Source organism: Peribacillus asahii (genome assembly GCF_003570725.1).
Taxonomy (GTDB): domain Bacteria; phylum Bacillota; class Bacilli; order Bacillales; family DSM-1321; genus Peribacillus; species Peribacillus asahii.
The window spans coordinates 28761-41327 of record NZ_QWVS01000020.1; the positions used below are offsets into that span (position 1 = coordinate 28761).

Genomic DNA, 12567 nt, shown 5'->3' on the forward strand with positions numbered 1-12567 from the left:
GAGCTACAATGAATTATGACTCATTTTGATCACCTAATTGGTAAAATAATAAATGTAGAGATATCGGGGAAAATAGAGATATTTGGACAACTTATCGATGCGGGATTAGATATTCTCGTTCTCTATAATGGGCAATATTTCTATATTCCCATTGTTCATATTCAACGAGTGAAGCTAGACACTCAAAATATATTAGAATTAGCAGCGGACTTTCAGCCAGAACAGCCTATTACAACAAACTCAGACTCTATCTCGTTTCGAAAGATTCTCACTAATGCGAAAGGAACTTTTGTCCAAATCTATATTGAAGGAAATAAAACGATTCATGGCTATTTAACAAGCATTATGAATGATTACTTCGTCTTCTACTCTCCTGCCTATAAAGTCATGTTCATTTCCATGAATCATTTAAAGTGGCTAATTCCATATAGCAAAAACTCTTCTCCTTATTCATTAAATAATAAATTTCTCCCTGTTAACCCTACTTCAATTTCATTAGCTAGATCTTTTACCGAACAGTGTAAAAAGCTTGAAAATAATATCGTCATCTTAGATGGCGGTGATCATCCCGAGAAAATTGGTCTACTTCAAAAAGTACAAGATCAGCAATTGACACTCGTAACTGCGGAAGAGGAAATCGTCTATTGGAATTGCCAGCATCTCAAAACGATTCATTTACCATAGTGCCCAAGCTAAGCGTTATGTCACTATTGAGGTTTGACTGATTTCAATCGCCTCATAGGACTTAATTAAAAAAGAAAGCTCTGGTACAGAGTACTATTTATTTTGGAATCATTTATGTGAGACTTTGATCTGACACAAATAATTCTAAAACCGTATGATCATTGCGTAACAAGGCCAAAAAGAAAGTACAACAACGAGCATGTTGTTGTACTTTTATTACTTATTTATCACTGTCCAACTGTTGAATTTCTCATAATATTCTCAATTAACATACGTCTAATTGTAGAGTTTCTTGCAGAAGTTGTATTTACAGGCTGTGTATTGCTTTGAGTCATTTCAGGCTGACTAACGTTTTGAGTAGTACTATCCATATTTTGATCTTCATTAGTTTCTTCCTCTTCAACCTCTATTTTTTGAGCAACAAAGCTAATCGAATCATTTGGTACATAAATAACTTCTTTATGTTTCACAAGTACGGAATATTCATCATTTACTTCAATCAATATACCTTCTACTTTATCTGGTCCATGATTAACAGTCGTCCATTGTAACAGAAGAGACCTTAGCAAATCTGTAAATAAGTGACTGCCGCCAAATGCAATTGTTGGTAACACCTCTGAAAAATCAGATTCAGTTGTAGAAATACTCTTGATTTGATCAAGTCGATAAAAAACAAGTCCCTTTTCTTCTGTTGTCAAAGCAATGTATTCGGACTTAGCATCAAGTAAATAGCCTTTACTAGAAGATGGTCCCCCTCCATTTACTTGAACATAGCCCATTTGCAGAGACTGCACTAATTCTTGAAACGTATCAGGATAAACAATTGTTTCCTGTGCCGCTAGTCTTGTGTACAGATGCTCGATTGATACTGCGCTATTCTTCGTATTATCAATCACGCTTTTTAATTGTGTTAATGGATAGTACACAACTTGTTGATCTTCCGTTTTCAACACCAAATAATCACTTTTCACCACCAAAAGCTCACCTGTTCTTGAATGTGGTCCTCCTTTAAAAACGGTCACAGTTCTGCCGACTAACTTCTCAAGGTATGATAAACCTACTTTATCTGCCATATTTACCTTGCCTCCAAATAGTTATTTATACTTTAGGGATATTTATAATGCATGTATATGCGCCTTTAATCAATTCCGCTATCTGCTATTAACCCATTTTAGCGGAATTCGTTTGTTAGCCCAGTAAAAACTTAATTATGGAGGTGCATCAATTCGAATAAAAACGCAACACTTCAATTCTCAATCATTGGTAAAACTCATGAATTTTTAGTAAAATAACGGCATCTATAGATTGAAGGTGAATGTGTATGGCTGAATCTTTGGTGAAAGAACACGTAAGTAGCAAGGAAAAAATCTGGACACGAGATTTTATTTTAATTTGCTTAGCTAACTTCTTTGTATTTCTCGGCTTTCAAATGACCTTACCGACTATTCCGCTTTTCGTTGAAAGTCTTGGTGGAAATGATCGCCTCATTGGCGTGGTTGTCGGCATTTTCACTTTTTCCGCCCTGCTGATTAGACCGTTTGCTGGACAATTATTGGAAACAAAGGGTCGACGCTTTGTTTTTCTAGCTGGACTAACGATTTTCATCCTTACTATTGGTGCTTTTGGCTTTACCACAAGTTTGATTCTGCTATTTGCTATACGTGTCATTCAAGGTATAGGCTGGGGATATTCGACAACAGCATCTGGCACCATCGCAACAGACCTTATTCCAGCTAAAAGACGCGGCGAAGGAATGGGGTATTACGGATTATCAGGAAATGTCGCACTTGCTATCGGTCCATCGCTTGGATTAATTTTGGTCAATATGATTTCGTTTAAAGAACTTTTTTTAATTTGTGGGCTTTTAGGTGCCATCGCCTGGATTTCCGCTTCGACCATTCGCTATAAAAAAGCCGAGCCTATGGCTATAGCAGCGAAAACAACGAAATGGAACTTATACGAAAAAAGCTCCCTTCAGCCGTCTATTCTCATCTTTTTCATCTCTGTGACGTTTGGAGGAATCTCAACATTTTTACCCCTTTACGCAGACCAACGCGGTGTGACAGGGATTCAATGGTATTTCTTTATCTTTGCCGCAGCCCTCATGACGACAAGAATTTTTGCCGGACAACTTTATGATAAACACGGACATAAAGCAATTTATATTCCATCTACAATCCTCATTAGCATTGCTATGCTGCTTTTAGCTTGGATGCCAAACAACATCGTATTGTATATCGCCGCGATCTGTTATGGACTAGGATTCGGTGCCTTACAGCCTGCACTCCAAGCTTGGTCTGTCGAAAAAGCGGCCGCCAATCGAAAAGGAATGGCCAATGCAACGTACTTTTCCTTTTTCGATCTCGGGATTGGATTCGGCGCTATTCTATTTGGACAAATTGGGTACTTTTTAGACTATCGAAGCATCTACATAACCGCTGCTTTATCCGTACTCTTATCTATTGTCATATACATTTGGCTATTGATACGAAATAAGCAAACATAACGAAAAGGGAAGCGAATTCTACACACATTCGCTTCCCTTTTTTATTTGGAAATTATAGGGATTCATCCACAGATTATCCACAATTTAAAAAGTCACTGTGACACGTTCACTTTGGTTGCCAGCTGGATCTTGAGCATAAATACGTAAGATTTTGGCAATTTTTTGTCTGCTGATTTTGATGGTGTAATTACCTTGGGCATCGGTTTGTTGCGTACCGATTATTTCTCCCTTTCCTCGAAAGTAGACTGTTGAATACGCTTCAGATTTTCCGGTTACCGTTATTGTTTTACTTGTTGCTTTAATCGAGACAGTTGGCTTAGCTGGCGATGTTTGGTCGATAACTTTAATCTTTGTAGCAGCGCTCACATTTCCTGCTTTATCTGTAGCTGTTATTTTGAGTAACGTTCCCGCTTTTTGTTTTGTCTTCATAGTGATCGTAAACTCCCCCGCACTATTTGCCTTTGCTACACCGAGTTGTTTTATACCGGATTTAACACGAACAGTCGAGCCTGCTTCTGCTGTACCTATGACCTTGGTTGTATCGTCCCCTATCCCCTTTACTACAGGACGAGCCGGTGAGGTTTGATCAATGACTGTTAAAGTAACCGGTTCAACATTCGGTTGATCTATTTCAATATGCACAACGGTGCCAGCTCGTTGCTTCGGAATCTTAACAGCAAAAGTATTCTGATTAACTAGATTAGCAGTTGCTAGAACCTCCTGATCCGTATAAATCGTCACCTTTCCATCTACAATACTCTTCGATAATCTTCCTTTTACAACGGTAGCGGAATCGACAATTTCATCGACCGTTAAAATCATTTGTTTCTGCTCTACATCTGGAATAACTGCTACTGCTTTGTTCGCATCAATGCGCCCATACCCGTAATATCGATCTTTTCCTTCCACCCCTAAATCGAGAGACGTTCTATATAATTGTTGTTCAATTTGTTCATTCGTTAAACTCGGATTAATCGACCAAACAAGAGCAGCAACACCGGCAACAATAGGTGTTGCCATAGAAGTACCTGTCATATAACCATATGTATTATAAGGTAACGTGGAATAAATATTAGTACCTGGAGCAGCAAGATCAATCGTAGACCCGTAATTGGAATAACGTGCAATTTTATCGTTCTTATCTGTTGCACTTACCCCAATCACATGGTCATAAGAAGCTGGATAATCATATATGTTTTTTCCATCATTTCCTGCTGCGGCAATAATAAGTAACCCCGCCTTATGAGCCCTTTGAATAGCCTCATTAAATAAAGCAGAGGATTCTGTCCCGCCCAAGCTTAAATTAATAATATCTGCTCCTTGCTTAATTGCGTAATCAATCGCTTTTATTACATCGGAATGCCTCGCATTTTCTCTATCAAAAACATTTATCGGCATAATTTTGACATTCGGTGCAACCCCTGCCCCACCATAGCTATTGTTTATAGAACCTGCAATAATTCCTGCAACATGAGTGCCGTGCTCCCCTGCTGTAATTTTTAATTTGCTATCTAATACAACGTCATAAGGAGCGATAATTCGATTCTTAAATTCTTGATGATTGATATCGAGACCATCATCAATAATCGCAACGACAACCTCACTAGATCCCGTCGTAACGTCCCAAGCATCTTCTACTCCAATCACTTGATGATACCACTGCCTTGTATAATACGGATCACTAGCCGTAGCAGAACGGTTGATTACATAATTCGGTTCTACTGCCTCCACATTCGGCTGTTCTTCTAATTCAGCTATAAAGCTCGCGGCTGACTTTTTAGCTGGCACATCTAGCGTGACCATTTCTTCGTCGGATTTATATTTTACAATCACTTGGCCAATGTCCGTTTCTTCTGCATACACCTCGGACCCACTCTGAAGAATGGATAGAAAACTTCCAACTAAGATGAAGAATAATAGACGATTCACAAATTTGTACATTATGCTCACTCCTAGAAATATATGACTCTATTATACGCTCTATTTCCTCACCTTGGCTTTAGTTAAAAAGGACGAAACAACCTATTCTTTCACATTCAACACAAAAAACCGCAATAGCGGTTTTTCTCATTAGTGCCCACCGAGATAAGCTTTTTTGATTTCCTCACTAGCTGTTAACTCTTCCGCTTCTCCCGATAACACAATGCTTCCTGTTTCTACAACGTATGCTCGGTCCGCAATCGATAAAGCTAGATTAGCATTTTGTTCAACAAGTAAAATCGTTGTTCCTCCTTTATTAATTTCTTCTACAATATTAAAAATTTGTTTTACTAATAAGGGGGCTAAACCCATTGAAGGCTCATCAAGAAGTAATAGTCTGGGTCTAGCCATTAATGCCCGCCCCATCGCAAGCATTTGCTGTTCGCCGCCCGACAATGTTCCCGACTGCTGTTTAACTCGCTCTAACAATCTTGGAAAAAGCGTATACACTTTCTCTAAATCTTGCTTAATCCCCGCTTTATCTTTTCGTAAAAAAGCACCTAATTCCAGATTTTCTTCTACAGTCATATTCGCAAATACTCTTCGACCTTCCGGAACATGCGAAATGCCTAATTTTACAATTGATTGCGCCGCTTTTCCACCAATCGATTCTCCCTCAAATAAAACCTTCCCTTGTTTCGGCTTCAATAAGCCCGAAATCGTCTTTAATAACGTACTTTTACCTGCTCCATTAGCACCAATTAAGGTAACAATTTCTCCTTTGTTAATGTCCATTGAAACTCCGCGTAGTGCTTGAATGTTCCCATAATACACATTGATATCTTCAATTTTCAACATTATGACACAACCTCCTCACCCAAATACGCTTCAATCACTTTTGGGTTGTTACGAATCTCTTCAGGCTTTCCTTCAGCAATAAGCTGGCCGTGATCCAATACATAAATTCGTTCACATACCCCCATCACAAGTGACATATCATGTTCGATTAAAAGGACGGTCAGATTGAATTTTTCACGGATAAAGGCGATTAAGTTCATCAATTCATGTGTTTCCTGCGGGTTCATTCCAGCCGCCGGTTCATCAAGAAGAAGCAATTTAGGATTAGCTGCTAACGCACGGGCAATCTCTAAGCGCCGTTGTTGACCATAAGGCAAATTTTTAGCTAATTCATGTTGATAATGATCTAAATTAAAGATTTTTAAAAATTCAAGCGCCCTTTCATCCATTTCTTGCTCACCTTTAAAATGAGTTGGAAAGCGTAAAATAGAGCTTATCATACTGTGTTTCGCTAGCGAATGATAGGCTACTTTTACATTATCAATAACAGACAAGTCGCCGAATAAACGAATATTTTGGAACGTACGACTGATTCCTTTTTGGTTAATTTTATATGGCGGCAGTTTTCTTAAGTTCTGTCCCTCTAATGAAATACTTCCTTCTGTTGGTACATACACTCCTGTTAATAAGTTGAAGAACGTCGTTTTTCCCGCTCCATTTGGTCCAATTAATCCAATTAATTCGCCTGGGTAGAGTTCAACATTCACATTGGACACAGCCTTTAATCCACCAAACTGAATCCCAACAGCGTCCACTTTAAGCAATGGTTTGTTCGTTGTCATGCTTGTGACCTCCTTTACGCTTAAAGAAGCTTGTAAACTCTTTCGTACCTAATAATCCTTGCGGACGATAAATCATCATAATAATTAAGACAAGACTATAAATAATCATTCGTGTTTCCGGGTAATCTTGTAGGAAAGTCGTCACAACCGTTAACAAAATAGCCGCTAATACAGCACCAGATAAGCTGCCTAGACCACCTAGTACAACAAAAATTAAAATATCAAACGATTTCAAGAAACCAAAGTTCGAAGGCAAAATAATATAAAAATTATGTGCATACAAACCTCCAGCAATCCCAGCTAAAAAAGCACCAATCGCAAAAGCAACTACTTTATAGTACGTTGTATTAATCCCCATAGAATCCGCTGCTGTTTCATCTTCACGAATCGAAATACAGGCGCGGCCATGCGTAGAACTCGTAAAGTTACGAATAACTAAAATGGTCAAAAGAACGGAGGCAAATACCCATGGCCACGTCGTCAAATGGGAAACTTGCATGCCGCTCGCTCCACCAACATAATCAATATTCAGCAGAACAATTCGAACAATCTCTCCGAATCCAAGTGTTGCAATCGCTAAATAATCTCCTTTTAGGCGTAAACTCGGGATTCCGATAATTAATCCCGCAAGAGCGGCCATTAGCCCTCCAACTAGTAAGGATACAAAAAACGGCATTTCAAGCTTCATAGTCATAATAGCGGATGCATAAGCACCTACCGCCAAAAATCCAGCATGACCAATTGAAAATTGACCTGTAATCCCAATAATTAAATGAAGACTTGCCGCTAAGATAATATTAATCCCAATTAACATGATTGTATTTTGATAAAAGGGATTTAATAGGCCACCGCTAATCATCGTTTGAATAATGGTAAAGAAGATACATGATAGCAAAATAGAGAGCCAAAAGCCTTTTGCTCGCTTCAAAATCGTCATTGCCTTGTCCCTCCTATACTTTTTCTCTTTTATTTTTTCCGAATAAGCCTTGTGGTCTAAAGATGAGGATTAAGATAAGGACAACAAATGCTACACCATCACGCCATAAGGAAAATCCAGCTGCACTTACTAACGCTTCAATCACTCCTAAAAGTAATCCTCCGACCATGGCGCCAGGTATAATCCCGATTCCACCAAGGACAGCCGCAACAAACGCTTTTAGTCCAGGAATAATTCCCATTAAAGGCTCGATTTTAATATAATAAATACCAAAGATAACACCTGCTGCACCCGCTAAGGCAGAGCCAATCGCAAATGTCGCCGAAATTGTGTTATTAACATTAATGCCCATTAATCTTGCCGCATCGGCATCAAAAGAGACAGCACGCATCGCTTTTCCGATTTTTGTTTTATGTACAACAAATTGCAAAATAATCATTAATACAATCGCAACAAAGAAAATTAATAAAGATTGGCTGCTAATCGAAACCCCTAAAATATCAATCTTGCTCGTTGGCATAACATCGTTTGGATAGGCTTCCGGTTGCGCACCGCGAATATAAATCATCCCATATTCGATAAGCAAGGACACACCAATTGCTGTAATCAATGCAGCAATTCTCGTTGCATTCCGTAAAGGCTTATACGCAATTCTCTCAATGAGTACTCCAAAGATGGCACAGACAATCATAGAGATCAATAAAGCTGGTAAAAAAGGTAACTCTAAAATAGTGATAGAATAAAAACCGACAAATGCCCCAACCATAAATACATCCCCATGGGCAAAGTTAATCAGCTTAACAATCCCATATACCATCGTATAGCCGAGGGCAATGAGGGCGTATATGCTGCCTAGTGAAAGTCCGTTCACAAGCTGTTGAATCAGTTCCATGATCTTGAACCTCCTTCATTATGATGATGTTTTTTAAAACCCGAAATAGGAGGCCATTTCGCCCCCCTATTCCGTCAATCTCTTATTCAGGATCGATTTTTGTCTTGAATTGTTGTTTTCCGTTTACAAATTCAAGAATAGACGCGGATTTAATTGGATTATGTTTATCGTCTAATGTAAATGTACCTGATACTAGTTCAAGATCTTTTGTCGCTTCAAGTGCTTCTTTAATTTTTACAGAATCCGCTGAGCCAGCGCGCTTAATCGCATCCGCTAAGAAATAACCCGTGTCATAGCCTAGAGCGTTGAACGCATCCGGTGATTTATCTTTATACTTTGCTTTAAATGATTTTACAAAATTCTGAATTTTTTCGTCAGGATCACCTGAAGAATAATGATTTGTAATAAAGGTGTTATTTAAAGCGTCTGCACCGGCAATTTCAACAAGTTTAGGAGAATCCCAGCCGTCTCCACCCATAAACGGTACGTCTAATCCCGCTTCACGAGCTTGTTTTACAATTAGACCAGCCTCTTCGTAATAACCAGGAAGGAAAACAAAATCTGGTTTCGCTGATTTAATTCGCGTTAATGTCGCACGGAAATCTGTATCTTTTGCAACATACGCTTCTTCAGCTACAATTTTGCCACCGTTTGCTTTAAATTGCTCAATAAACGCTTTTGCTAAGCCTTTCGAGTAATCGCTTGCACTATCAATGTAAACTGCTGCATTCTTCGCTTTTACTTCTTTCGTTGCAAAGTTTGCGGCTACTGTTCCTTGGAACGGATCAATAAAGCTTGTTCTAAAAATGAAATCATTTAATTTTCCATCTTTAAATGTAATATCTGGGCTTGTCCCACTTGGTGAGATAACCGGTGTTTGACTATCTTGTGCAATTTGTACCTGTGCAATCGTATTCCCGCTTGTCGCCGCTCCAATAATGACCGCTACCTTATCTTGCGAGGTAAGCTTTAATGCTGCGCTTGTTGATTCAGCGGCTTCCGATTTATTATCAACGGTCGTAAGCTCAATTTTCTTACCATCAATGCCTTCCTTATTAATTTCCTCCAGTGCCAGCTCAAGCCCTTCTAAAATCGATTGCCCATATGAAGCAACACCGCCAGATAGCTCAAGATTAGCTCCAACTTTAATCGTTTCTTCTTTCCCTGTAGAAGAATTACTTGCCTTTTCATCCGAGCCGGAACAACCAGCTAGTACCCCTGCCGCTAGTGATAGGGACATAAATATTCCCGCTAGCTTTTTCTTTTTCATGCAAAAATCCCCCCAACGTCTTTTGTAGAAAAATAAATTAGTTAAATATTTACATATTAGTAAATATTAAAAATATTCTACCTTAAAAACCCAATTACGTCTATATTCCTATTATTTTTTCTATCGAAATAGAAAAAATATGGTATTAATTGTGAACTTTCTCATTAGAAATACTATTCTCTAGACCATATACAATCCGGTTTTATTATTGAGCACTAATATTTACGAATCGTTTTCAAATAAAAAAACTGACCCTGTTTACAGAGTCAGTTCAACTATATTTATTTCTCGTCGCTTACACGGCGAATATCAATATCACGAACGATATCTCGGACTACCCAGCTTGCAGCAATTAATCCCGCCACTGAAGGAACAAATGCATTGGATGACGGCGGCATTTTCGCTTTACGAATTTTTGCCTCATCGTTACCAACCACTTTTCGAACATCTTCACGAATGACAATTGGACTTTCATCAGAGAAGACTACAGGAATCCCTTTTGTAATGCCTTCTTTACGAAGTTTGGTACGAATCACTTTTGCCAGCGGATCAGTATGTGTTTTAGAAATATCCGCAATTTGAAAACGGGTTGGATCCATTTTATTGGCAGCCCCCATACTGGAAATCATCTTGATATTACGCTTTAAACATTCTTTCATCAAATGTATTTTATACATAATGGTATCAGAAGCATCAATGACATAATCTAAACCATAGCTAAAAAATTGTTCATATGTTTCTTCTGTATAAAACATTTTTAAAGCAATAACTTCACAGTCTGGATTAATTTCTTTTACGCGGTCGCGCATCAATTCAACCTTTTGCTGTCCAACTGTTGAAAGCAGGGCATGAATTTGTCGATTAACATTTGTAATATCTACATCATCCTTATCGACTAAAACAAGACGTCCAACACCGGAACGTGCTAAGGCCTCTGCTGCAAACGAGCCGACTCCACCAATACCGAGTACAGCAACCGTTGAATTTTTTAATAAGTTTAAGCCTTCTTGGCCTAAAGCTAATTCATTTCGCGAAAATTGGTGCAACATTATTCTCAACTCCAATAAAATTACTTATAAAGTCAAGAATATAACATAACTACAGTACATGACAAGTTAAAACGAAAAGCCAACCCCTCGGAATGATTTCCACTCTGAATTATTCCGACAGCTTTTGAATAACAGTCGCTAATAATAACGTTCGTTCTAACAAACTCGAGATGACTAAATACTCCTCTTCACTATGAAAGAAACCACCAACTGGCCCTAACCCATCAATTGTCGCCACTCCCATAGCAGATGTAAGGCAAGCATCTGAACTTCCACCGGTCGCCGTATCTGTAATCGTTAAACCAAGCTCCTGCCCCGCCTGCTTAATTACGGATAGCAGAGCCTCTGTTTTTTCGCTTTTTTCCATTGGAATTCTCTCTATTTTCCCAACTACATTTGTTTTTGTTCCAGCAATATAATTTGTTGTACAAATTTTTTCAATTTGTTCTTTCAAAGGATTAATTTGCTTTTTTTGTGAAATACGGACATCTACATGAGCAGAAGCTTCAGCTGCTACAGTATTGGCAGCCGTTCCACCTTGTATAAGACCAACATTTACACTAATTCCTTCTTCATGATTCGTCAATTGCTGAAGTTTAATCACTTTATAAGCTAGTTCTTCAATGGCACTGTGACCTTTTTCTGGCTCAATCCCAGAATGGGCTGCTTTCCCCTCTACAAAAACCTTAAACTGCCCTCCTCCTCTTCTCGCTGTTACAATTGAACCATCTGGACGTGCCGCCTCTAAAATTAAAGCATATTTTTTATTGATAGCTTGCTTCATAATAAGCGACCTGGAGGTTGGAGACCCAAGTTCTTCGTCACTATTCAAAACAATCTGAACGTTCTGATAGCCCTTTCTTCCTGTCTGCTTCATGCATGTTAGTGCATAGATTAACTCAACTAAGCTTGCCTTCATATCAATTACACCCGGACCATATGCACGGCCGTCCTTCATTGTAAATGGCCGTCTTTTCGCCGTTCCTTCTGGAAAGACTGTATCCATATGACCGATAATGATAATTTCAGGCTGCACAGCATCACGATGTTGGATAACTAGATGATTTCCCTGTGCTTTTTCTTCTACTACCTCTACGATAAAACCAAGACGCTCAAATTTTACTTTTAGTAACCCACTTATTTCATCGATCCCCGACTTTATGTGAGAACCGCTGTCTATATTTACGATTTGTTCTAAAAAATGAAGCATTTCTTGTTTCTTTGCGTTCAATAGATCCTTCAAGATGCCCACTCTTCTCTTCACTTGTTATCGTTATTATATATGTACGAAAGTTTATCAGGAATGTGCTGTTATATTATGATTATTTCTTTTATCTACTATATTAAATCGTTTACCTGCTAAATTGATATATTTACCTGCCAATAACAGTACTTTACCCGCTAAACGCAAAAAACCCTACATACGTAGGGTTTTACATTCATGACTAAGAGAATCCCGAATATGCCGTTTGTGCCCTTGTTTTGAACCCGCTCTCCGCAGGTGGGTGCTCTGTTCTAAACGATTGTAAGTCCTCTCAAGGAGGCATGTACGCGGCTTAGAAACTTGGGAGCTCCCTTAACTATAAGTGTTCGGTCAAAACTTATAGGTTTGGAAACGTACACATCAGGACTCTCTCTTACTTGGAAATATCATACCATATTGCTTTTG

At 38.7% G+C, this 12567-nt stretch carries 11 protein-coding genes and 1 other RNA gene; 2 read left to right on the forward strand and 10 right to left on the reverse strand.

The genetic code is table 11. From position 1 onward, the window contains the following. Nucleotides 1–15 precede the first annotated feature (15 nt). The gene (locus tag D1953_RS12120; protein WP_119117453.1) at nt 16–684 is read left to right on the forward strand and encodes a DUF2642 domain-containing protein; all 669 of its coding nucleotides are present in this window, start codon (nt 16–18) and stop codon (nt 682–684) included. Between the two features lie 227 nt (nt 685–911). On the opposite strand, the gene D1953_RS12125 is transcribed toward D1953_RS12120, so the two are convergent. Beyond that, nucleotides 912–1757 carry a hypothetical protein gene (locus D1953_RS12125; protein WP_119117454.1) on the reverse strand — a complete coding sequence of 282 codons (846 nt, stop codon included), beginning with the start codon at nt 1755–1757 and terminating at the stop codon, nt 912–914. 248 nt (nt 1758–2005) lie between these two features. Here D1953_RS12125 and D1953_RS12130 point away from each other — a divergent pair, with 248 nt between their 5' ends. Beyond that, complete coding sequence (locus D1953_RS12130) at nt 2006–3190, forward strand: MFS transporter (protein ID WP_119117455.1); 1185 nt, start codon at nt 2006–2008, stop codon at nt 3188–3190. 84 nt (nt 3191–3274) lie between these two features. Here D1953_RS12130 and D1953_RS12135 read toward each other — a convergent pair whose 3' ends face one another. The 9 genes from D1953_RS12135 to ssrS all read right to left on the reverse strand — a co-directional run bounded on the left by D1953_RS12135 (nt 3275) and on the right by ssrS (nt 12532). Next, the gene (locus tag D1953_RS12135; RefSeq protein ID WP_119117456.1) at nt 3275–5131 is read right to left on the reverse strand and encodes a S8 family peptidase; all 1857 of its coding nucleotides are present in this window, start codon (nt 5129–5131) and stop codon (nt 3275–3277) included. Between the two features lie 129 nt (nt 5132–5260). Further along, complete coding sequence (locus tag D1953_RS12140; protein ID WP_119117457.1) at nt 5261–5968, reverse strand: ABC transporter ATP-binding protein; 708 nt, start codon at nt 5966–5968, stop codon at nt 5261–5263. Beyond that, nucleotides 5968–6750, reverse strand: coding sequence for an ABC transporter ATP-binding protein (locus D1953_RS12145; RefSeq protein WP_119117458.1), 783 nt, complete (start codon nt 6748–6750; stop codon nt 5968–5970). The genes D1953_RS12140 and D1953_RS12145 overlap by 1 nt, the downstream gene beginning before the upstream one ends. Next, nucleotides 6725–7687, reverse strand: coding sequence for a branched-chain amino acid ABC transporter permease (locus tag D1953_RS12150; protein ID WP_119117459.1), 963 nt, complete (start codon nt 7685–7687; stop codon nt 6725–6727). The genes D1953_RS12145 and D1953_RS12150 overlap by 26 nt, the downstream gene beginning before the upstream one ends. Nucleotides 7688–7700: 13 nt before the next feature. Then, nucleotides 7701–8579 (reverse strand): branched-chain amino acid ABC transporter permease, encoded by an 879-nt coding sequence (locus D1953_RS12155; protein ID WP_119117460.1) that lies wholly within the window; start codon nt 8577–8579, stop codon nt 7701–7703. Nucleotides 8580–8661: 82 nt separating this feature from the next. Further along, nucleotides 8662–9849 (reverse strand): ABC transporter substrate-binding protein, encoded by a 1188-nt coding sequence (locus tag D1953_RS12160; RefSeq protein WP_119117461.1) that lies wholly within the window; start codon nt 9847–9849, stop codon nt 8662–8664. Nucleotides 9850–10130: 281 nt separating this feature from the next. Continuing rightward, complete coding sequence (locus tag D1953_RS12165) at nt 10131–10898, reverse strand: tRNA threonylcarbamoyladenosine dehydratase (protein ID WP_119117462.1); 768 nt, start codon at nt 10896–10898, stop codon at nt 10131–10133. A gap of 109 nt (nt 10899–11007) precedes the next feature. Beyond that, nucleotides 11008–12150 carry a M20 family metallopeptidase gene (locus D1953_RS12170; RefSeq protein WP_342769249.1) on the reverse strand — a complete coding sequence of 381 codons (1143 nt, stop codon included), beginning with the start codon at nt 12148–12150 and terminating at the stop codon, nt 11008–11010. A 197-nt stretch (nt 12151–12347) separates the two neighbouring features. After that, nucleotides 12348–12532: non-coding RNA, 6S RNA (ssrS, locus tag D1953_RS12175), on the reverse strand. Nucleotides 12533–12567 lie beyond the last annotated feature (35 nt).

Bases quoted from the DNA above. Each gene is read 5' to 3' on its own strand.
- D1953_RS12125 (WP_119117454.1), bottom strand. From the start codon at position 1,757: ATGGCAGATAAAGTAGGTTTATCATACCTTGAGAAGTTAGTCGGCAGA.
- D1953_RS12130 (WP_119117455.1), top strand. From the start codon at position 2,006: ATGGCTGAATCTTTGGTGAAAGAACACGTAAGTAGCAAGGAAAAAATC.
- D1953_RS12135 (WP_119117456.1), bottom strand. From the start codon at position 5,131: ATGTACAAATTTGTGAATCGTCTATTATTCTTCATCTTAGTTGGAAGT.
- D1953_RS12145 (WP_119117458.1), bottom strand. From the start codon at position 6,750: ATGACAACGAACAAACCATTGCTTAAAGTGGACGCTGTTGGGATTCAG.
- D1953_RS12155 (WP_119117460.1), bottom strand. From the start codon at position 8,579: ATGGAACTGATTCAACAGCTTGTGAACGGACTTTCACTAGGCAGCATA.
- D1953_RS12120 (WP_119117453.1), top strand. From the start codon at position 16: ATGACTCATTTTGATCACCTAATTGGTAAAATAATAAATGTAGAGATA.
- D1953_RS12165 (WP_119117462.1), bottom strand. From the start codon at position 10,898: ATGTTGCACCAATTTTCGCGAAATGAATTAGCTTTAGGCCAAGAAGGC.
- D1953_RS12160 (WP_119117461.1), bottom strand. From the start codon at position 9,849: ATGAAAAAGAAAAAGCTAGCGGGAATATTTATGTCCCTATCACTAGCG.
- D1953_RS12150 (WP_119117459.1), bottom strand. From the start codon at position 7,687: ATGACGATTTTGAAGCGAGCAAAAGGCTTTTGGCTCTCTATTTTGCTA.
- D1953_RS12140 (WP_119117457.1), bottom strand. From the start codon at position 5,968: ATGTTGAAAATTGAAGATATCAATGTGTATTATGGGAACATTCAAGCA.